This window comes from Paraburkholderia sp. Ac-20347 (genome assembly GCF_017104805.1).
In the GTDB taxonomy this organism is placed as follows: domain Bacteria; phylum Pseudomonadota; class Gammaproteobacteria; order Burkholderiales; family Burkholderiaceae; genus Paraburkholderia; species Paraburkholderia tropica.
Genome location: NZ_JAAGPN010000017.1, coordinates 21,437 through 41,279, shown reverse-complemented (window position 1 = coordinate 41,279; position 19,843 = coordinate 21,437). Strand labels below are relative to the sequence as shown.

Below are 19,843 nucleotides of genomic sequence, written 5' to 3'. Positions count from 1 at the left end.
GGCCGGATATCCAAAGGAGAATCGCGATGAGTTTTTACGACCGTCATGTCTTTGTTTGCACGAATGCACGTGAGAACGGGGAGGCGTGCAATGACCACGGGGCGTCGGAAATTTGCCGGTATGCAAAGAAGCGGCTGGCAGATGCCGCTTCCGGTCACACCGGAATCCGGATCAATCGTGCCGGTTGCTTCGCGCGGTGCAGCGATGGCCCGATCGTCGTGATCTACCCGGAAGCTGTCTGGTATACCTACGTCGATAAAACCGATATCGATGAGATTGTCGATGAGCACGTGCTCAACGGTCGGGTCGTCGAACGCCTGAGAATCGACCAGTAACAATTTGAACGAGGGACTTCGGCGCGCCGACGGTATCGGGTGGAGGGTATCGTTACGGGGCCGTGCGTCTGCTTTAGGCTGGGCGATGCTTCAGTACCATTGATACGAAGGCAAGCGCGAAGGGTAATTTTTGAATGTCGTGATCTTTGATGTCGAAGGGAAGAGCGAAATCGTGGTGTTAGCCGGCGAACGACTTGGCGGCAAACCAGGCAGTCAGGGCCAGCGTATTGTTCAGGCGAGGCGAAGCATCGTGCCACGGCAGGATGGCGCGCCGCAATGGCAGCGGTAAGTTTCCCTTGCATCACGGCGGCGCCCAGAGCGCGGCAGCTCGAGCGAGTAATCGATAAACAGTTCTTCGCCGGGGGCGATCGCCCGGATCGTCTCAATAAAAACGCGGTCGGACTCCTCGACGGCTTCACAGTTGGCGTCGCAGGCGTGGTTAAGCCAGCGTGCGCTGTTGCCGCCGCGGCCGCCGTCGATCACGCGCCCATCGGAAAGACCGAACAGGAAGGTGTGTTCCTCGTTTTCGCGCCCGGCGCAATGGTCTGCCGCCTCGCGCCAGGTCGTCACGAGCCCGCGGTATTCCAGGATACGTTCGCCAGCGGCCAGCTCGCGGAGTGCAAATACCCCTTTGCCGTGTATCGGGGAGCGTCGGGTGGTAACTCGTTTCATGCTTCAGGACAGGTTCGTGATGTAATTGGCGCAGGCTCGTCGCCCGTTTCGCGGCCGGACGGTGCTGGTGCGATGATCTGGGACAGTTCCTCGATGGAGGGTTTCGTGCGGGCGGCTACAGTCTTGAGCCGCTCGAGGTGATCACTGGCGCGAGCAATGACTTCCAGGCGGACGGTGGCGAGTATGCGGTCGTATTCGTTGACGACGGTCGTCAGCCTGTCCAGCAGTTCGGGAGTGTATTCTGGCCATTGTCCCGTCTGATCGAAGTTGAGCAGCAGGCGGCCAAGTCCGTGTTCAGCTTCTTCGATAACCTGCTGCGCGAGCATGCAGTAGCCGTCCTCGGCAATAAATCCTGTGACAAGACAGACCTGGGAGAGATGTGTCACCAGGGGACGGTCGACATCCCCATGGCGAAACCGCACGAGTGCCAGTCGCGCGCGTAGTGCGAGATCGGACGCACGTGGTCTCGGCATGGGAAGCTGCAGTGTTTTGGATCTTGCCGTTGCGGGGCGGCCAGGTTTTCTGCGCGGCATGATGCTTCGGTTTCTCCGGTCGGATGGCGTCAGGACGGGGAATGGTATCCCGTTATGGGGGCGTGAGCTGGAATTGCAAGAGGTGACTGCCAGGCTTGTACCATGTGTCGGGCGATCGTCCCCGGTGTTCCGGGCAGTGCAGGATGTCCTCGACTGACGGCAGTGACGGCATCGCCGCGGCTCTGTCGGCGGCCACGAACTGTCTTTCTGCAGACTGGTTGCGCCGCGCCGAAGGATGCGGTGCGATGTGGTTGAGCGCATGTGATGAAGAACGTCCTGGGCGGTGCCGGGGAGCAGCGACAGGCAAATGATTGAACCATGAAAAAACGGAACACACCCCACCGCGCACGGGAGGCGCGGACGAAGGACATGCTACTGCCACTGACTGCGGCTGCCGTGCGTAGCATTTCCCTGGAAAATCATCTTGCGCTAGCGACCATGCGAAGCGGGAATGGCACACCCGACACCATGGTTTCGCTGCTGCGCGTCCTTTACATGACGTATTTTCTGTGCGGGATGGACTGTCCTGAACAGGATTTCGCCCTGTTCCTGGAGGCTGAGTTAGCGCTCGATGAAATCATCCGGGCCGCAACAATGGGGCTGGACTGGCAGTTGCGGGCCGGGCGAATCCCGCTCGTTGAACGGGTGCTCAGGCGTGCCGACGAACTGATCGCCAGCGTGCCGAAGTATCGCTATGTCGATGCCTGGAAGCAGCTCGAAAGTTTCACGCGCTCGGACCGGGCGTCGGTGCTTCCAGGTAGCCAGCTGAAGGTGGTGTCGAAATAGCGCGGGGCCGACAGGTTATCGGTCACTCCCGGCAGGGGAGAGGGTGCTCAGGTGTCCTCGCGGTCCATCTGCGAGTGGCTCACGAAGCCCCGTGCGATCGCGTAGACGGCCGGCAAGGGTTCCTCATCGCGTTGCCAGTCAACCTGCGCATCAAGCTCGCCGCCTGTGATGCGGGTGTCGGCGAGACGCGAAAAGCTGGCCCGCACGGCGGCCGGGTGTCGTCCCTGGAACCCGAGGTCTGCAAAGGCCTGCTCCTCGATATCGAGCAGCGTGCGCCACGTCAGTGCTGGAGCCGGACGCCACGGAGCTGATCGTCGCGCGCTGACATTGCGCTGCAACAGCAGCACGATGATGCGTTGCAGATCCAGTGCTGCGCGTTGCGCCGCCCGCTCGAGCGCAACGGGATCGTTTTCCAGCGCGGCGTTTTCCCGGAGCGAGGTATCAGAAGTTTCGAACATATCCGGCTCGTGGTGTCAGCTATCGTGTCGTCCTGTGCACTACCTTCGAGTGCCGCGCGAGTAGCAACCGCATCTGCGCAATATGCTGGTCTGCCACGGCCTGGCTGGCGTCGCCTTGAACAGCGCGGGGTTGAGCGGGTGGCCATACGCCAAGATACCGGCAGACCGCCGACAGGTAGGGCTTGACGGGGAGGCCGTGAGCGGCCAGCCGCTTCGCGGCGTCGGCGAGCCGGCTGTCGCCGACGTGCGTGCGCAACCACGCAAGCGTCTGGCGGTCATCGTCGTTGAGGATTCTTATCAGGTGTTCCATTGCGGCACCCCCTGTTTATCCAAACATGCTGTGAATATATACAGTGTTGTGGATTTTCGCAAGATGATGCCGTTGCTGGGTGCTGCCGGTGAACCGTATAGCCCATGCTGCCGTCGTGCGTTCGCGCGCGCATGCCCGAAGTGGGCGTCACCCTGTGCCTACCAGTCCATCCGGTGTTTTTGTTCGGTTTCACGGTGCCTCTGATCGTAAGCGTTGCTTCACCACCGTCTGTTCATCGGTGCGCCCAATCGGCAACCTAGTTCCCACCAGAGCAGGGTGAACCCGTTACGCGGGGCAGCGTATCCGCATGAAATCCGCCATGTTGATCGTCACAGCTGGTTGTCCGCTTGTGACAACCGAAACGGCGGACATGCTCGCGGCCAGCGAAGCTCTCCGGCCGCAGCACTTCAACGCCCATAGCGGTCACTGCTCACGAGGCGGTTTAGCTTAAGATTTTTGCAGACAGGACGCTGCCTCGTGCGCCGAGTGCTGCCTACCTCAGTGCGCCTTTTCTGCACCGCAAACAATTCTCTGGACTCTCATTATGGCTAGGTTTCAGCGATGTTTCGCGGCATGCCAAGCGCAGCACGTGCGCGTTGGATTTTTGCCCGGTCCGGGGTGCTGAATGGTGCGGCATATGATTTGATGGCAGACGTAGATCTGGCTACGCCAATCATCGCTTCAAGATATTTGAGCGCGACCGTCGTTGAATCGGCAACCGGTACACGAGTTCCCGAAACGCACGTATAACCTGCTCGCCTCAGCAATGGTCCGTACCATGCGCAGCCAACCAGAATCACATCCGCGCCATCGGCAATGCATTGGCGCGCTGCCTCGTCGAAACGAGGAATGAAGGATTGCCATGGATCGCGGACAGCACCTAGAAGTAGCGCGGAATCCGATTCCGGCGCAATCGATCGGGCCGGTCGAGTGATTGCGCGCTCGCGAAGGCCATAGAGCGTGATGTCTCGCGCTATGGCGGCCGCCGTTTTCTCCGACACAGTGATGACTGCAAACCGCTGCCCCATCGCTAGCGCTGCCAGCATCGATTGCTCACCCACCGACGCCACGGGGATATCGAGTACTTCTCGTGCCTCCCACAGTGGGTCATTCCAGCAGCCGAAGTAGACACCGTCAAAGCCGTCGCTCCCGGCGGCGATCGCTTCGTCCATCATCGCAACGCTGTTCAGATGTTCGGCGTATAGCGAGCGAGTGAAATTCGCGCTCTGGCGCGCGTAGCGGAACTCTACCGTGGAACCCGGCGCGAGTAGCGGGGGAATCTCCGTTTCGAGCATGCTCCAGACCGGTTCGAGATCGGCCACTTTCGTCGTCGGGTGAATCCAGCAAATACGCATGATCGGTGCCCTGTTAGAAATGTTCGGTGCAGGAGTTACAAAGGCAGCGGCTTGCCCGTCATGTCCTTCACGAAGCGCAACGCCAGTAGTCCGAGTAGCGCACCACCGATCAGATACCACGCGGGAATCACGGGATTGCCCGTCCGATGGATCAGCCAGGTATTGATGAGCGGAGCCGTACCGCCGAGCAGCGAGACGGAGACGTTGTAACTGATCGCCAGACCGCTGTAGCGCACTGGCGCGCGAAACAGCGAAACCAGCGTGGCCGGCATCGAGCCTTCAAACAGCACCTGGGCAAGCACAAGCAGCATCAGCGCCGCGAACACGACGGCTACGCTCTGGCTGCGCAGCAGACTGAACGCGGGCACCGCGCCGACGATGATGACGAGGCAGCCGAGCATGATCATCTTGTTGCCGCCGATCCGGTCGGCCAGGCGCCCCGACACGGGAATAAGTGCAAGCATCACGAGTGTGGCGATCATGGCCAGCATATTGCCGAATTCCACCGGATGGCCCGCTACGTCGGCGAGATAGCCGGGCACATAACCAAGCGCGACATAGTAGGTGATGTTGAACACAGCGGTGAGCCCGGCGCATTTGAGCAGTTGGGGCCACTCGGCGATCAGCAGATCGAAAAAACGCTGTTTGCCGGCCAGATGTTTCTGCTGGCTCTCGTTCTGCTGCATCTGTTTGAAGACGGGCGATTCGTCCACGTTCAGCCGCAGATAAAGCGCGACCAGTCCGGTCAAACCCGCAATCACGAATGGAATGCGCCAGCCCCAGGCGGCCATGGTGGTTTCACCGAGCAGGAACATCAGTGTATTCACCACGGCGCCGCCCAGCAGAAAACCCGAGATATTGCCGAACTCGAGCCAGCTCGTGAGAAATGAACGCTTGCGGTCGGGCGCGTGTTCGGCGATGAACGTGCACGAACCGCCGTATTCGCCGCCCGTCGACAGACCTTGCAGCAACCGGATGACCAGCAGCAGAGCCGGTGCGGCCGCACCGATCGAGTCATAACCCGGCAGCAACGCGATGCAAAGCGTGGCGACCGACATGAGCGCGATGCTGAGCGTGAGCGCGGTACGCCGCCCGTACCGGTCGCCGATCGGACCGAACACAAAACTGCCGATGGGGCGAATCAGGAAGCCGGCGGCGAACGTTGCGTAGATCGAGAGCAATTGCGTCGCGTGGCTCTGGTTCCTAAAGAACACGTTGCCGATGATCGTCGCGAGCGACGAATACAGCGCGAAATCGAACCATTCGATCATATTGCCGCAGGTCACGCCGACGACGGCGCGCCTGAGCGCGGACACGTCGGCATGATGGGCTTCGGCAGGCTGCATATATGCAGACAAGTCGTCGGACGAAAGATTTTTCGCACCCATTTGAACTCTCCTTACATCATGATTCATTCAAGGCGATGGCGCGAGCGCGTCAAAAAATCGCCACGCCCGCGCCTCACGACGTGCTATCGCATGAAGACGCCGCCTGCGATGCACAGCGTTTCGCCCGTGATATAGGACGGCTCGTGCGCGAGATTCCAGACCCATGTGGCGATTTCATCGACCGATGCCGCGCGATGCAGCGGGATGTCGGGGATGGCCGCTTCGATGCGGCCACCCCGGCGGGTGCCTTCGGTATCGACCCAGCCAGGAGCGATCGCGTTGACAGTGATGTGCCGCTCCGCGAGTTCGATGGCGAGCGAGCGCGTGATCGAGACCACCGCCGCTTTCGAGGCGCTGTAAAGCAGCTGGTTGCGCGACACCGCGAAGGCGTCGACCGACGCGAAGAACAGCATGGCGCCGCCCTGATCGCCTAGATGCTTCGCGCCTACGCGGGCGACATTGAGTGTGCCGAGCACGTTGACATCGAAAATCCGCCGGTAGAGCGCCGTATCGAAGCTCTCCAGCGACGAGGTGGGAAAAATACCCGCGGCGTTCACCACTGCAGCCAGGCGCGGTTTGCCTTCGAGCGCATGGCCGACCGCTTGGGAGAGCGCGGCCTCATCGCCGATATCGGCCATCGCCGGTGTGATGTTCGACTCGACTCCATGCGAAAACGCGCCGACATCGAGTGCGACCACGTGCCAGCCCTCGGCTGCAAAGCGCAACGCCGTCGCGCGCCCCATGCCCGAATTCGCGCCGGTGACGAGGACGCTTTTCTGCTCTGCGGTTGCCAGTTTCTGCGTATTCATGTGATTGTCCGAATGTACGGTGAAACGTTAGATGGCCAGTTGTGCCTCGGCTTGCGTCGAGACGGCGCTGCTTGCGTGTTGCTGAGCGATCGTCTCGAGCGTCCGGCGCGTTTCGTCGAGGTTCTGCTGCCACACCCGGCGCACGATGTCGATGCGCGATTCGGCGTCCTGTTCCTTGCTGATGCGACTGGCAAGGCCTTCGACGCCTTGTTCACGCAGCGCAATAAATTGCGAAATCAGCTGGCTTTGTGCGCAATACACGGGCCATTGCGCGCCGCGCGGCGCGGCGAGGCCGACGAAATACAGCGATTCCAGGCCCGTTGGCAGCGTCATGGCGGCCGTGCGCAGCGGCACGCCGTCACGCCATTCGAGCAGCGACGAATCGAGGAACGGTAGCGTGGTCTTGAAGCCCGTAGCCCACAGAATCGTGTCGTACTCGCGTTCGGTGCCGTCTGTGAAGGTGACGCGCTTGCCTTCGATGGCGCGCAGGCCCGGCGCCACCTTGATGCGGCCATGCTGAATCCAGTACAGCAGCAGTGAATTGACGACGGGAGGCTGCTTTTCGAGGTCGTAGGTTTCGGGCTTGGGCATGCCCGGATAGTTTTCGTAAGTGCCGAGAACTGTTTGAATCAGCGTCGAAGTCGCCATGTTCTGCAATTCCGGCGGCAGCGCGTTGAGGTACGGGACTTCGACGCGCGGCAGGCCATAAAAGGTCTTGGGCTGGAACACCTGACCGCAGCGCATCGCGATGGTGACGTCGAGGCGGCTCTGCGCGGCGTCCACAGCCAGATCGCAGCCGGAATTGCCAAAGCCGACCACCAGTACGCGGCCTTCGATATCCGTGGTGTTTCGATAGGAACCTGAATGAATCGAGCGTCCCGTGAAGCCTTGTCCGACCGCGGGAATGCTCTGATCCCAGAGATGGCCGTTGGCCACCAGCACGCCTGCATAGTCGCGCGTCGTGCCGTCGCTGAGTGCAACACGCCAGCCGTCCGTGCCGCGCTCGCCCAGTGGGTCGAGGCGCTTGACCGCCGTGTTGAAGCGGATCATCGGTGTGAGGCCGAAATGCTCGGCGTAACTCACCATATAAGCGGCGACCTGGTCGCGGCTCGGGTACATCGGGTACGACTCGGGCATCGGAAAGTCGTCGAAGAACGAACTGTTCTTCGGCGTGATCAGATGCAAGGCGTCGTAGTCGTGGTGCCAGTGGCCCCCAACCCGATCGCTCTTCTCAAAACAGTCGACCGCGATACCGGCATCGGTCAGGGTCTTGAGGGCGGCAAGGCCGGCTGCGCCGGCACCGATCACGCAATAACGTGCTTGTTTCGTCATGGTTCACCTCCTTGTGTGCTGGCTCCGGGACTGTTGCCCCGACGACGAATCGAATCTGGTGAAGCCAGTATCGGAAGGCAAAAAAAGCGCGTGAAGAATGGCCGCACAGGTGTGTGCCATAGCCATGTCCTATAGGTGGTGGGTAAATTTCAAACCGGCGCGCGTGCTTGTCCCCGAATTACCCCGTTGTGAAAGGGCGCCACGCTTTCACAACAGCAACAGCGGTGTTGTCGTGCAGGTCTCGCGGGAGAGGCAGGATTTACCCTGGTATTGCGAGCAAAAATCACGAAAAGCACAAACGGCCTCGCGAGCGAGGCCGTCTGCATAGGTAAGGGTGGGGTGAATCAGCTTCCGTAGCGGCGCAACAAGCGTGTCTCGACAACGCCGACCAGACGCGTGAGCGGGAACGCCACCAGAAAATAGATGACGCCCACTGTCGTGAGGAACTCCACCGGACGCGCTGTATTCGTGGAGATGTTCTGGCCGACGAGCATCAGATCGGCGATCCCCACAGACGAGATCAGCGCGCTTTCCTTGAACAGGCTCACGATGTTCGAGAGCAGCGGCGGCAGCGCGCGCAACAACGCCTGCGGGAAGATAACGTGCAGGATTTTCGCGGCCGGTGCGAGCCCGAGCGCAATGCAGGCGTCATGCTGCTCGCTGGCGATGGACTTGAGTGCGCCACGAAAGGTTTCGCTGGTGATGGCGATCATGTAGAGCGTGAGCGAAACCAGCACGGAAATCGCCGGTGCAATGGCGATCCCGAGCACGACGGGCAGGCAGAAGAAGATCCAGAACAGCTGGATCAGCAGTGGTGTCCCTCGAAATAACTCAACGTACAGCGAAGCTGCGCCGTTGATCCAGCGATTGGGCGACAGGCGCAGCAGACTCAAGACGAAGCCGCCGATACTGCCCGCGAGGGCGCAGCCCAGCGTAAATACAACGGTGGTCGCGAGACCTTGCAGCAGCACGTGCCAGTACGGCAGCACGACGGAGAAATGGATGGGCATAGCGGCTCCTTCAACGCTGCATGGCGAGATCCTGCCGATGTTCGACGAGTCGGATGAGCGCTGCTGCGGGCACGGACAGCGCGAAATAGACAGCGGCGATCAGCGTGTAGGTTTCCAGCGGCCGGAACGTATCCGTGGCGATCTGGTTGCCGACATACATAAGGTCACCGACCGCGACGACCGCGACCAGCGCGCTTTGCTGCAACGCGCCAATGCCATTGGTCATGAGGATTGGCGTCGCGCTGCGCAGCGCCTGCGGCAACACCACAAAGAGCGTGCGTTGCCAGGGCCGCAGCCCCAGAGCGACGCAGGCATCGAGGTGCTCCTTCGGCACTGCCTGCACACCGGCGCGATACGCTTCCGCGTTGAAGGCGGTCAGATTCAGCCCGAGCGCGAGAATGCCCAGCGCAACGGGGCCGATAAAGACATCGAACATCATCGGAACGCAATAGAAGAACCACGCGATCTGCAACAGTGCGGGCGTACAGCGGAAGAATTCGATGTACGCACGCGCGGGCCAGCGAAGGAGCGCATGACGGCTCATCGAGCACAGACACAGCACGAAACCCAGCGTCACGCCGATCAGATTCGCGATGAGCGTCAGTTCGAGTGTGATGCCAAGGCCGCCAAGCAGTGCGCTGACATGGCTCGAAAGGAAAGAAAAGTCGAACTGGTAGTGCATGCGTTTCCCCTCAACCGAGATGCAGCACTTTGTCGAGAAACTCGCGGGTGCGGGTCTCGCGCGGGTGGCGGAACAACTGCAGCGGCGGCCCTTGTTCGACGATCGAGCCATTGGCGCAGAAGATCACGCGGGTGGCGATATCGCGGGCGAAATGCATATCGTGGGTAACGATGATCATCGCCATTCTCTGCTCGGCGAGCTGCAGCATGACGTTCTGGACTTCGACCACCATCTCGGGATCGAGCGCGGAGGTGACTTCGTCGAACAGCATCAGTCGCGGCTCGAGCATGAGCGCCCGGGCGATGGCGACGCGCTGCTTCTGGCCGCCCGACAGCTGGCTGGGATAGGCGTGCAGCTTGCTTTCCAGACCAAGGCGCGCGAGATAGGCGCGTGCGCGTTCAGTGGCGTCCTGCCGGGACATGCCGCCGCTTTTCATCGGCGCCAGGACGAGATTGCCGAGCACCGAGAGGTGCGGGAACAGCGTGTAATGCTGGAACACCATGCCGATCTGGCGCTGCAGGGTGCGATCGAGCGACGGTCGCGCGCGGTTGCTCGACGAGCGCATGTAGGGGCGGCCCTGAAAGTGGATTTCGCCACCCTGGATGCCCTCGAGTCCCATCATGCAACGCAGCAGCGAGCTTTTTCCGCTTCCACTCGGACCGATGATGACTAGACGATCGTCGGCCTGCATGTCGAGGGACAGGCCGTCCATCACAACGAGATGCTCGCCATAGGATTTGTAGACGTCGCGCAGTTCGACGAAGGGAGCGGACGACGCAAGCGGGGTCGGCGGGATATCGGGATCGGGGTCGGGTGGGCGCGTGGCGATCGACGTATGGACATTCATGAATGGGGTCTCCGGCGGCTCGTGCGTGGCGCAGCAGGCGCAGTCGATAAGCGTGAAATGCGGGTGGGATGAGCCAGGTTGCTGCCGCGCCGCGCGCACAGGATGGCGGGCAGTTATGTCGGCGACGCGGCTTCGCCTCACTTCCCGGCTTGCTGCAACGTCTTCTTGACCGCCTGGGCCATCATGCGGTCGATCGCGCCGGCCTTCTTCTGCTCGTCGATATAGCTGTTCAGATACGCGAGATCCGCTGCGGGCAGTGCCTTGCTCACGCCGAAGTTGGCGGGCAGCGGTGCGAGTGCCGGTTCCGGTTTGAAGGCGACGAGCGATTCCGGGTGCGCAGCCGTCACGAGCATGTTGGTGGCGATGTCGTCGGCGAGTACATCGGCACGTTTCGACAGCAGGGCGAGACGCGCGGCGTCGGCGTCGGGCAAGCGCATGATGTGCGGCTTGGTGAGCACGTCGCTGATCGCTTTGTCGGCCACCGAGCCAGCCATCACAGAAAGCGTGAGATCGGCGCGGTTGAGGTCGGCGATCGAATGCGGCGTGCTGGCAAGCTTCGGATTGCGCTTGTCGTAGGCAAAGGTGACGCTCGAATCGAATACCGGCGCCGAGAAGCTGACGGCCTTTTCGCGCTCGGGGGTGTCGCTCAGCGAAAGCGCCATGTCCCATTTGTCCGATTGCAGTCCGGCAATCAGATTGGGCCAGGTCGCATCGACGAATACCGCTTTCACTTTCAGCCGCTCGGCAAAGCCGCGGCAGAGATCGGCAAACGCGCCTTCGTAGGTCTGCGTCTGCGGATCGCGGATCACGTAGGGCGGCGAGGCCGCTGCGCCACAGCGCAAAACGCCGTCCGTGCGAACTTTTTGCCAGGGCGTATCGCCGGCAGCGTGGGCGGCTGGGCCGATGAAAAGCGCACCGATGCCGGCGCCGGCCGCGAGAACGAGCACGCGGCGGCGGATACCGAAGGAAAGGCTCATGATGACTCCCGGAGAGGGTGCGGCGCAGTGCGGCCGCGCCGTCGAAAGCAGGTGGATGGAATCAGAACTTGTGGGCGATGCCGACGCGCAGGCCCAACTGGTGGTTCGAAGAAGACGCGTTGCCGACCACGCCGTCGAAGATCGCGGCGGGTTGCGAGTCGCCTGCCGCAATCTGGTAAGCGGCCGACAGATAGACCTCGGTGCGCTTGCTGAGCTTGTAGTCGGCAGCGAGGTTGATCTGATGGTATTTCGGGCGTGCCGAGGAGTAGCCCACATCGCCATTCGTGAAGGAGTAGCCTGCTGCGAGGGTCGCCGCTTGGGTCAGCGCATAGGAGCCCCATGCCTCGTAGTCGTCGAAGCGCACTTGGGCGGTCGTGCCGTTCGCGTCGTCAAAGCGCGTGTTGGTGTAGTTGAAGCCCAGCGTTGCCGCGCCGATCAGCCAGGTGGCGCCCACGCCGATGATCTGCTCGTTCGACGGATTGCCCACGTAGCTGAAAGCGCCGCTCGCGCCTACCGCGGCCCCCGTCGTGTTGCCGACAAAGTCGCCGTCGGTGAAGAGCGTCGCGGGCTGCTTTGCATAGAAGTACGCCGCGCCAAGATTCAGGTTGCCGATCGAATACGCCGCGCCCGCGCTCCACATACCGATCTTGCTGGTGCCGTCCGCGTTGGAGTTGCTGAGCGCCAGCATGCCGCCGAAGGTCACGCCGGCGATCTTGGGACTGGCGTACTTGATGGCGTTGTTGACGCGAAACGAGTTTGCCGTGTTGTCGATGTCGCCGGCATGAAAGGCGAGGCCGCCCCAGTTGCCAGTGAGTGTCAGTGGCTGCACGTAGTCGACGATCGAATCGTATTGACGGCCCAGCGTGAGCGTCCCGAAGCGCTCGTCCTGCAGACCGACCCATGCCTGACGCCCGAACAGGCGGTTGCCCTGCGCAGCCGTGCCGTTCACCACGTTGAAGCCGCTTTCGAGTTTGAAGATCGCCTTCAGGCCGCCGCCCAGATCTTCTTCACCTTTGAGCCCCCAGCGGCTGCCGTACAGGCCGTCATAGGTGCCATCCTGCATGTGCCAGAGCTGTTTGCCGCCGCTGTTGTTGGTGAAGTCGATCCCGGTATCGATCACCCCATAGAGTGAAACCGACGAGGACTGCGCATGGACCGTCCCCGAGAGCGCGACCGTCATGGCGGCGAAAATAAGTTTTTTATGGCTGTTCACCCTGTTCTCCAAACAAAAGAAAGCATGCGATTGCGTGGGAGGCGTCGATCTTCGCCCTATCGTTATTTTGATTAGGTATACGAATTATTATGACGATTGAAACGCCCCAGAATCCTGTTGCTGGCTTCCTGCGATCTCGTTTCGGCCTCCTCGCGGCGTGCTGCGCAGGAGGCGCGATAGAACTGCCCAGGCGGTGTTATCCGGCGATTGCGTAGGTTTCGATTTCGACCTTCTGCCACGGGCGCAGCATGGAGTCGACCTGGACCAGCGTGCTGGCAGGGCGAATCTCGTCGAAGGTTTCGAGGTGCGCGCGGGCGACGCCGTCGGCATCGTTGATGTCGCGTACGAACACCACGGTGCGCACCACGTCGTGCAGATTCATGCCGGCTTCGCCGAGTACTTTTTCGATGACTTCGAGAATTGCGCGGGTTTGGGTATAGGCGTCGCTACGTTCGTGCACGGCTGGCGCGCAGGTGCCGGAAATATGCAGATGCTCGCCTACGCGCACCGCGCGCGAATAGCCGAAGACGTTTTCATAGGGGCCGCCCGAGGAAATCTTCTGGCGATTAGCGGTGACAGTGCTCATACGGATACTCCGTGGTGGACAAAGGATGTGAATCGAGTGGATTGGAGTATCCGGAGGTCAAAAACACCCGTGAAGAATCCCTTTGCCAATGCTTCCCATAGGACTTGGCTATGCGAGGCGGATAGCTGCAAAGCGCGACGGCCAGGGCAACGAGGCGCACAGGCCGTCACGGCGCGGCTGGCGCGCTATCGGCAGCGTTCGGAAGTGCGGAATCGCAGTGAGGGCAGAAGCCGCGCGCGTGCCTTAGTGGTTTCCCCGGTTGCGCCTCGGCGACGTATCGCGCGCCGCAGGGGCGTGTTCGGAAGGCAGGTCGAGGTGGGCGTAAAGGCTTTGCACGCGCGCCAGGTGTTCTCGCATCATCTGGATCAGGACGCGCGTGCCTGCGGAAAGCGGCGTGTCGTAGCGGTGAATGAAGGCGAACACCTCAAACAGCGGCGGGTCGATCGGCGCCCAACCAAGCCGGTCCTGATAGCCGAGTTGATGCAGGATGGGCTGCGTGGCGATCAGATCGCCGAGACCACGCGCGGCGAGTTCGAACCCGGTGGACTGATGGTCCACTTCGATGACCGGATTGAGGATGACGCCGGCTTTCTGTGCGCGTAAACGCAGGTTCAGGCGGATAGGGTCGGCCGTGTTCCAGCGGGCCTCAGTCAGGATCAGCGGAGCGCCTGCTAGATCCTCGATCGTTTTGGGCCCTTTCAGCCGGGCCGGGTCGGCGCTGATGTAGCCAACCCGCGCCGACCACACTGGCTCGCTATAGGTGAGGTTGCGTTCGTTCAGGGGAATCATGACCAGACCTGCCTCCAGCTCGCCCTGGCTTACCGCATTGGCAATCTCGGACGAGTTGTTGCCCACGATCTTGAGCTTCACGTCAGGATAGCGGGTGCGGAACTCCTCGATCAGATCTGCCAGGAAATAGTGATGTGCGGTGCCGAAAGTGCCAAAGCTCGCCACGCCGCCTTTGAGTTCGCGCACGGACTTGACGGCTTCATGGCCCTGCCGCGAAGCAGTCGTAGCAGCCTTTGCGAACGGATGCAGGCGCCGCCCGGCTTCTGTCAGCATCAGCTTGCGATTGGTGCGGATGAAAAGGGCGGTGCCCACTGATTCTTCAAGCCGGATAATCTGGTCCGACAAGCTCGGCTGCGCGACCTTCAGATGTTCCGCCGCCTTGGATAACGTTCCGTACTCGATGGCAGCGAGAAAATAATGGAGTTGCTGAAGGGTCATGGGCTTCTCGTGGCGTCGGAGATGGCAAATTTGCACTATTAAGTTCTTACGCGTCAACGGCGGCAAAATGCTGGCCGAAGTTACCAGTCGATGCGGTGCTTTTCTGCGGTTTCCCGATGCCGCTGGTCGTCATGGACGTGCAGGTAGAGACTCGTCGTTGTCAACGACGCGTGGCCGAGGTTGTCCCGGATGAGCCTCAGATCGACGTTGCCATCGGCCATGTGCGAGCCTGCGCTGTGGCGCATCCAGTGAGCCGAGGCACGCTCGAGCTGCGCGGCGCGCGCCGCGAATTCATCGCCCCGCAGGCGCAGCATCTTCGCCGCTCCTGCGAAGGTGCCCTTGATAATGATGTGGAGTGCCGCACGCGCGAGCGGCTTCATGGACTTTCCAAGCGGGAGCACGAGCGGTCTGTCCTCGTGCTGCGCGGGCAGCGGGGGCAGGCCACGCCCGCGGCGGTAGCGTCCCAGCTCGACCATCATCTCGGCCGAGGCGGGCACCAGGCGCTCCCTGTCGCCCTTGCCCGTGACCTCGAGCCACCAGCGCTCGTGCCCGTCGGCGTCGCGGCGGCAGAAGAAGCATCCCATCGTATTTGTGCTCACCTCGGAGACGCGCAGTCCACCCAGGTAGAGCAGGGTGAACAGCCACCGCGCGCGCCAGTATCGTTCGCGCTCGCGATCCGTCTCGCGCGGCAGCGTATCGATGTAGGCCTTGACCTCCTGCCACAGGGCGCGCTCAAGAAAACGCGTGACACGCGGTGTGGGCCGGCGCGTGCGCTGGCGTGAGAGCGACAGCGGATTGCCGGCCAGATAGCCGGCACCGACGAGCCACGAAAAGAGGGCGTTGATGATCACCATGGCCTGACGCTGGCTGCTTACGGCGAGTGGACCGTGAAACGGACGCCAGCGCGGGTCTTCCCTCGCAAATTTGCGGCCGGAGGCGACCCATCGTTCGCCGGGCTGCGGATCCCGGAGAAAACGCTGGTAGACGAGCAGGTCTTCGTGCGTGAGTGACGAGAGCGGCTTGCCGAGCTGGACGATCGACCATAGCAGGAGCCGTTCGGCTTCCTTGCGGTAATTCTCGAAGGTGGTTTTCGTATCGGTCACGCGCGCAAGCCGGGCTCGCAGGGCCTCAAGGTCGTTATCGGCGGCGATCTGGCGGCGGCCGAGCGCGCGATTCAAGCCGGTGCGGCCGTCGAGATCATCAGGCAGCTCAAGCAGGTCGAGCGGGCGCGGAGCGATCAGGGTGGTTTTCATCGGATCGGGCAGCTTTAACATGTCACGCGTTCAGCGTCGCACCACCTTTCATTTTATGCAACATTATATGAATAATGTCAAATATAGTGCCATAAAAGGTAGAAAAATGATGAATTACTCAGTAATATAACGAAAATAAAAACTGCCTTTCCGCCATGTCCGACGCAATATCCGATGAAACCCGGCTTAAAGCCGAGATTGAGCGCCTGAAGGCCGAATTTCCGCATACGCGCGATCTCTACCGCGAGGTCTGCGCGCTGCTGTTCTTCAGATTCGGTGTTACGCCAACGGCGAACCGTCTTTACCAGCTCGTGCGCCGCGGCAGTATGAGTACGCCCGTCGCAGTCCTCGCCGGGTTCTGGGCCGAACTTCGCGAGAAAAGCCGCGTGCGCGTCGATCATGCCGATCTGCCTGAGGAGCTGCGTGAGTCAGCCGGGGAGCTTGTGGCTACGCTCTGGAAGCGTGCCGCCGTCGCGGCTGATGATTCACTCCACGCGCTGCGCAGCGAGGTGGAAGCTGCGCGTCTCGCCGCCGAAGCTTCCGTCGCCGTTGTGCAGGCGGATTTGGCTCGCGCCGAAATGGCGTTGGAGCAGAGAACGAATGCGTTGCTCGCCGCACAGGTGCGGATCCAGGAACTCGAGCAGGCTCAGGCGGCGGCAGTGGCAACGCGCGAAGCGCTTGAAGGCGAAATCGCACGGCTGGAACAGGGCGGATGCGAGCGCGACGCCGCGCTGGCTCAGGCCCGCGCCGATTTCGCGGCCGAGCTCGAGAGGCAGCGGGCCAGCACGGAGCTGGCCGAAGCGCGCTTGCAAGCCGCTGAGAAGCGCGCGCTGCTCGAGATTGAGCGTGAACGCACGGCGAGCACGCGTCTGCAGCGCGAACTGGAAGGCGTGCAGCAACGGGCGGCTCGCGACGGCGAGCGGACACAGGCCGAGATCCAGTCATTGCAGACGCAACTGGGAGATTTGCGCCATTCGACGGGTATGCTGGAGGGGCGATTTGAAGCGATGCGGGCGAGCCACGCGGCCCAGGCGCAGGAGATTGAATTCCTGAGGCAGAGGGCGTCAGGTCCGGGCATTGGCGCTCGCCGCACACCGGGACGCGCTGCCCGGCAGTCCGCAGGCTCCGCAAAAGCCACGGTGCGCAAGCCAGGCGCGAAGACATGAGCCGTACGGGACGCGGGAAACGAAAGTCGGTCTGCCCGGAAATCGGTCTGCTAATGTGCTATGGGGAGCGCGTGGTGCGGGTAGTGGCGGAGGCGCGCGGTCAGCGGGTGATCATCGAATCACTTGACGAAGACGGGCGGGCTTTTCGGAGCACGGTTAAGTGGGCGAATCTGGCTGCGTTGCCGGCGCAGCTGTTTTGACAATGTGGTTTGGGTTCGGCGCGCTTTCGCGGGGCCGGTACAGGCCTTACCTCCGGTCGGACGCCCATTTGACGCACCCCTGTAACAATCAGGGGTGCGTAACCCCAAAAAAACGGCCTGCATGCTTGCAGGCCGTTCGAGTAGGCGGGGAGGAAGAACCGCGGGAAACCCAGACCGATAAATCCAACCCCTATTATTTCTGGCGCCGGGGCAATCGCCTCCCGACTGTGCCGCTAGAATAGTCGTTTTCCGGACACTTGACAAGACATGCGCACCGATCAAGCCATCACAGCGGACTACAGGCTCTCGCGAAAACAGCACATGTTCGCCGACTGTTGGTTTAACCTGATCCACGAGGCATCGATCGACTCGTTCCGCGTGCGTGCCATGAATCCGCTCAACATGGTAGACGAGTTGCTCCGGATCCTTGATGCGCGGCACGCCAACGACGCCGATCGCGTCCGCGTGATCGGTGAGGCGAAACTTGTCCTGGCCGAGGACCTTATCCTGTCCAGCGCCGTGTTCAATCCAGCGCGCGCTGAACTCAGGCTTCTGCTGGAGAGGGCTGGTGCGGCACCGAAGCCAGCGGCGCCGGGCCATGACAAGAAGCAGGCCGAGAATGCCAAACAGGGCAAGGCGAAATCTGCCCTCGCGGAAAGCCAGTCTCTCATCGAAGCCTTCGCGCGTGAGCTGCAGCACTTGTTGCGCGAGCACTACCTCAGAACAGTCATCGACTGGCTCAAGGCAAAGCTCGCGGCGCCAGACGCCGCCATTGACGCGGCTGAGCGGCGCGACTGGGCGCATATCGAGGTGGCGACCAGTACGATGCTCAGCGTGCTGGTACATCTTGGCTGGAGTTTCCAATCCCTCTATGTGCTGTACACGACGATACTCATTCCGCGCCGCATTGACGAGAAGAAGCCGTACGATTTTGCCGCAGCGCTCGACTTCGCGTTAAGCAAACTGCTCGCTCCGTCCGACGCATACGACATTACCTTTACCATTCGCGATGTCTCCAAGCCCGCGCAGTTTCCGAGATCTATCGGAGACATCCGCTTCTCGACCAGGCCGCCGGAGGTGCCGCGACCGCCATCGGAGCTAATGGAAAAATTCCTCAAACCAGCCGGCAACAAGCTGTTCGCGACGCTGACCGTCAAGGCGCAAGAGGCTAGGATGGCGGCAACGTCTGCCAGCGACCAGATCAGCCAGGTGCTCGATGTGGTGCGCTACGGGTACGAGCGTAAAAATCCGCGGCTGTCGGAAAGTTTCGTTGCGGTGACGGGCGGCAAGCAGATGTACCTCAAGGTCCCAGGTACGGTTAGCGCGCCATTCCAGTCGCTCACCGCGGAGCAGCTTGGTGAATTCATGGAGCGCCTTACCAATCTCGTGGTCAGCGATGGCCTGCGCCAGGAGGCTCGCAGCCGTGTCTTTTCGACGTTCAGGCTATACAGAACAGGTTCCGAGACGTCGAATTTCGAGAACAAGCTGGTGAACTGGTGGACCGCACTGGAGTTCATGGTCAAGGGCAGCAGCAGCGGTGCGATCGGAGATGGTGTCGAGAAGGCGATCAAGTCGACGGTCGCGCTCGCCTACGTGCCCAAGCATCTGCGTGCGCTGCGGACGCTGCTCAACGATCTAGGGGGCGAGATACCTGACCCAGCGGCCGGCACACCGGTCGCGTTCGGTAGCCTTCCGCTGGCGTCGCTGTACGGTCTGCTGAAAAGTCAGGCTGCCAGGGATGCTGTTCTTGCGACCTGCGCGTCCCGCCCGTTTGTGTCTGTGCACGTGAAGCGGCTGCTCGCGTATGTCGAGAAGCCGCAGAACCTGCAGTCAACGATGACAGGCCACGCAGGACGGCTGGGATGGCACATCCAGCGTGTGTACCGAGCACGGTGCGACATCGTGCATAGTGCGGGCCGCGTGGTGAACGCGGCAATGCTCTGTGCGAATCTCGAGTACTACCTGCAGACGGTGCTGACCACGTTCCTCGATGCACTTCACCGGCATCCTACGCTGCGCAGCCCGAAAGAGTTCTTCGATCGCCAGCAGCGCATCTACGACAATCTCATCGACGATCTCAAGGGCAATAGGGACGATTCGCTGATCCGCCTGATCGAGGCACGCGACAGCAGTTTTCTCTGACAAGTTGTGCAAATGGTACCGGAGTGGGGATCGCGTGCCCTGCTGCCAAGTGCGGAGCGCTGTGCGCGGTGTGAGTGCAGCATCAACGCGGTGATAGTGGATCTCTAGTTTCAGAGTCCCACGTTTAGACGTCCCGTGCGCGATGTGCGCCTGTTGCAGCGCGGTACAAATTTTACTTCCCCAATGGATCAAGTTTTACTTCGTCGGACGCCCAACTTATCGATGCCGCGCGTGTCATCAATAACGCGATCCTCGACACCGTAAAGAGCCGCGAGGCGCAGGAAGCGGAAGTCGACAGCTTCATGCATGACCTTCACGCGCTGGGCGTGAGCATCGCTGACCCTGAGGGTTGGCGTGGGACTGTCCTCGCCACGGATGACTGGCGTAACGCGGCTGCATTCACGGGCCGCAATCGCACCATCAGCATGCACTGGACGCAGCCGCAGCCCGGCATTACCTCTACCGAGGTTCTCCTGACTTTGGTTGAACTGCTAGACCGCCATGGTTTCACGAGCGACGAACGCCGCGACGTGCTCACTCACGTCCGCACCAGTAGCTCACG

The 19,843-nt window shown here is 61.5% G+C and carries 20 protein-coding genes; 4 read left to right on the top strand and 16 right to left on the bottom strand.

The features are described 5' to 3' along the window. Positions 1 to 26: 26 nt before the first annotated feature. Positions 27 to 335: a (2Fe-2S) ferredoxin domain-containing protein gene (locus tag G3N97_RS05375; RefSeq protein ID WP_205992274.1), complete on the top strand. Its 309-nt coding sequence runs from the start codon at positions 27 to 29 to the stop codon at positions 333 to 335. Between the two features lie 231 nt (positions 336 to 566). Here G3N97_RS05375 and G3N97_RS05370 read toward each other — a convergent pair whose 3' ends face one another. Next, the gene (locus G3N97_RS05370) at positions 567 to 1,007 is read right to left on the bottom strand and encodes an SET domain-containing protein-lysine N-methyltransferase (RefSeq protein WP_205992273.1); all 441 of its coding nucleotides are present in this window, start codon (positions 1,005 to 1,007) and stop codon (positions 567 to 569) included. Next, the gene (locus tag G3N97_RS05365) at positions 1,004 to 1,393 is read right to left on the bottom strand and encodes a hypothetical protein (protein ID WP_205992272.1); all 390 of its coding nucleotides are present in this window, start codon (positions 1,391 to 1,393) and stop codon (positions 1,004 to 1,006) included. Before G3N97_RS05365 ends, G3N97_RS05370 begins: the two co-directional genes overlap by 4 nt. A gap of 465 nt (positions 1,394 to 1,858) precedes the next feature. Here G3N97_RS05365 and G3N97_RS05360 point away from each other — a divergent pair, with 465 nt between their 5' ends. Continuing rightward, entirely contained in the window at positions 1,859 to 2,326 is a 468-nt protein-coding gene (locus tag G3N97_RS05360) for a hypothetical protein (protein ID WP_241030400.1), read from the top strand. A 47-nt stretch (positions 2,327 to 2,373) separates the two neighbouring features. Here G3N97_RS05360 and G3N97_RS05355 read toward each other — a convergent pair whose 3' ends face one another. The 14 genes from G3N97_RS05355 to G3N97_RS05290 form a co-directional block, all read right to left on the bottom strand. Beyond that, positions 2,374 to 2,784, bottom strand: coding sequence for a DUF2471 family protein (locus tag G3N97_RS05355; protein WP_205992271.1), 411 nt, complete (start codon positions 2,782 to 2,784; stop codon positions 2,374 to 2,376). A 19-nt stretch (positions 2,785 to 2,803) separates the two neighbouring features. Continuing rightward, positions 2,804 to 3,094: a hypothetical protein gene (locus tag G3N97_RS05350; RefSeq protein WP_205992270.1), complete on the bottom strand. Its 291-nt coding sequence runs from the start codon at positions 3,092 to 3,094 to the stop codon at positions 2,804 to 2,806. A gap of 548 nt (positions 3,095 to 3,642) precedes the next feature. Further along, positions 3,643 to 4,416: an aspartate/glutamate racemase family protein gene (locus G3N97_RS05345; protein WP_205992269.1), complete on the bottom strand. Its 774-nt coding sequence runs from the start codon at positions 4,414 to 4,416 to the stop codon at positions 3,643 to 3,645. 68 nt (positions 4,417 to 4,484) lie between these two features. Beyond that, entirely contained in the window at positions 4,485 to 5,837 is a 1,353-nt protein-coding gene (locus G3N97_RS05340; RefSeq protein WP_205992268.1) for an MFS transporter, read from the bottom strand. Between the two features lie 83 nt (positions 5,838 to 5,920). Further along, the gene (locus G3N97_RS05335) at positions 5,921 to 6,646 is read right to left on the bottom strand and encodes an SDR family oxidoreductase (RefSeq protein ID WP_205992267.1); all 726 of its coding nucleotides are present in this window, start codon (positions 6,644 to 6,646) and stop codon (positions 5,921 to 5,923) included. Positions 6,647 to 6,673: 27 nt separating this feature from the next. Continuing rightward, complete coding sequence (locus G3N97_RS05330) at positions 6,674 to 7,978, bottom strand: NAD(P)-binding domain-containing protein (RefSeq protein WP_205992266.1); 1,305 nt, start codon at positions 7,976 to 7,978, stop codon at positions 6,674 to 6,676. A gap of 344 nt (positions 7,979 to 8,322) precedes the next feature. Next, positions 8,323 to 8,988, bottom strand: coding sequence for an amino acid ABC transporter permease (locus G3N97_RS05325; RefSeq protein ID WP_205992265.1), 666 nt, complete (start codon positions 8,986 to 8,988; stop codon positions 8,323 to 8,325). Between the two features lie 10 nt (positions 8,989 to 8,998). Beyond that, positions 8,999 to 9,670 (bottom strand): amino acid ABC transporter permease, encoded by a 672-nt coding sequence (locus G3N97_RS05320; protein ID WP_205992264.1) that lies wholly within the window; start codon positions 9,668 to 9,670, stop codon positions 8,999 to 9,001. 10 nt (positions 9,671 to 9,680) lie between these two features. Next, entirely contained in the window at positions 9,681 to 10,517 is an 837-nt protein-coding gene (locus G3N97_RS05315) for an amino acid ABC transporter ATP-binding protein (protein WP_205992263.1), read from the bottom strand. Between the two features lie 137 nt (positions 10,518 to 10,654). Continuing rightward, positions 10,655 to 11,494, bottom strand: a complete 840-nt coding sequence (locus G3N97_RS05310; protein WP_205992262.1) for a transporter substrate-binding domain-containing protein — start codon at positions 11,492 to 11,494, stop codon at positions 10,655 to 10,657. A gap of 61 nt (positions 11,495 to 11,555) precedes the next feature. Continuing rightward, entirely contained in the window at positions 11,556 to 12,674 is a 1,119-nt protein-coding gene (locus G3N97_RS05305; RefSeq protein ID WP_205992261.1) for a porin, read from the bottom strand. Positions 12,675 to 12,903: 229 nt separating this feature from the next. After that, positions 12,904 to 13,293, bottom strand: coding sequence for a Rid family hydrolase (locus G3N97_RS05300; RefSeq protein WP_205992260.1), 390 nt, complete (start codon positions 13,291 to 13,293; stop codon positions 12,904 to 12,906). A gap of 243 nt (positions 13,294 to 13,536) precedes the next feature. Then, entirely contained in the window at positions 13,537 to 14,520 is a 984-nt protein-coding gene (locus tag G3N97_RS05295; protein ID WP_205992259.1) for a LysR family transcriptional regulator, read from the bottom strand. 80 nt (positions 14,521 to 14,600) lie between these two features. Beyond that, a complete protein-coding gene (locus G3N97_RS05290) occupies positions 14,601 to 15,773 on the bottom strand; it encodes a tyrosine-type recombinase/integrase (RefSeq protein WP_205992296.1) in 1,173 nt (390 codons plus the stop codon). A gap of 155 nt (positions 15,774 to 15,928) precedes the next feature. Between G3N97_RS05290 and G3N97_RS05285 the strand changes: the two genes are divergently transcribed. Next, positions 15,929 to 16,939 (top strand): DNA-binding protein, encoded by a 1,011-nt coding sequence (locus G3N97_RS05285; protein ID WP_205992258.1) that lies wholly within the window; start codon positions 15,929 to 15,931, stop codon positions 16,937 to 16,939. Positions 16,940 to 17,406: 467 nt separating this feature from the next. Further along, on the top strand, positions 17,407 to 19,281 hold the full coding sequence (locus tag G3N97_RS05280) for a hypothetical protein (protein WP_205992257.1): 1,875 nt from the start codon (positions 17,407 to 17,409) through the stop codon (positions 19,279 to 19,281). Positions 19,282 to 19,843 lie beyond the last annotated feature (562 nt).

Coding starts and splice junctions, on each gene's coding strand:
- G3N97_RS05375 (WP_205992274.1), top strand. CDS start 27: ATGAGTTTTTACGACCGTCATGTCTTTGTTTGCACGAATGCACGTGAG.
- G3N97_RS05290 (WP_205992296.1), bottom strand. CDS start 15,773: ATGAAAACCACCCTGATCGCTCCGCGCCCGCTCGACCTGCTTGAGCTG.
- G3N97_RS05295 (WP_205992259.1), bottom strand. CDS start 14,520: ATGACCCTTCAGCAACTCCATTATTTTCTCGCTGCCATCGAGTACGGA.
- G3N97_RS05305 (WP_205992261.1), bottom strand. CDS start 12,674: ATGACGGTCGCGCTCTCGGGGACGGTCCATGCGCAGTCCTCGTCGGTT.
- G3N97_RS05280 (WP_205992257.1), top strand. CDS start 17,407: ATGCGCACCGATCAAGCCATCACAGCGGACTACAGGCTCTCGCGAAAA.
- G3N97_RS05320 (WP_205992264.1), bottom strand. CDS start 9,670: ATGCACTACCAGTTCGACTTTTCTTTCCTTTCGAGCCATGTCAGCGCA.
- G3N97_RS05360 (WP_241030400.1), top strand. CDS start 1,859: ATGAAAAAACGGAACACACCCCACCGCGCACGGGAGGCGCGGACGAAG.
- G3N97_RS05350 (WP_205992270.1), bottom strand. CDS start 3,094: ATGGAACACCTGATAAGAATCCTCAACGACGATGACCGCCAGACGCTT.
- G3N97_RS05340 (WP_205992268.1), bottom strand. CDS start 5,837: ATGGGTGCGAAAAATCTTTCGTCCGACGACTTGTCTGCATATATGCAG.
- G3N97_RS05330 (WP_205992266.1), bottom strand. CDS start 7,978: ATGACGAAACAAGCACGTTATTGCGTGATCGGTGCCGGCGCAGCCGGC.
- G3N97_RS05370 (WP_205992273.1), bottom strand. CDS start 1,007: ATGAAACGAGTTACCACCCGACGCTCCCCGATACACGGCAAAGGGGTA.
- G3N97_RS05310 (WP_205992262.1), bottom strand. CDS start 11,494: ATGAGCCTTTCCTTCGGTATCCGCCGCCGCGTGCTCGTTCTCGCGGCC.
- G3N97_RS05315 (WP_205992263.1), bottom strand. CDS start 10,517: ATGAATGTCCATACGTCGATCGCCACGCGCCCACCCGACCCCGATCCC.
- G3N97_RS05300 (WP_205992260.1), bottom strand. CDS start 13,293: ATGAGCACTGTCACCGCTAATCGCCAGAAGATTTCCTCGGGCGGCCCC.
- G3N97_RS05355 (WP_205992271.1), bottom strand. CDS start 2,784: ATGTTCGAAACTTCTGATACCTCGCTCCGGGAAAACGCCGCGCTGGAA.
- G3N97_RS05335 (WP_205992267.1), bottom strand. CDS start 6,646: ATGAATACGCAGAAACTGGCAACCGCAGAGCAGAAAAGCGTCCTCGTC.
- G3N97_RS05285 (WP_205992258.1), top strand. CDS start 15,929: ATGTCCGACGCAATATCCGATGAAACCCGGCTTAAAGCCGAGATTGAG.
- G3N97_RS05325 (WP_205992265.1), bottom strand. CDS start 8,988: ATGCCCATCCATTTCTCCGTCGTGCTGCCGTACTGGCACGTGCTGCTG.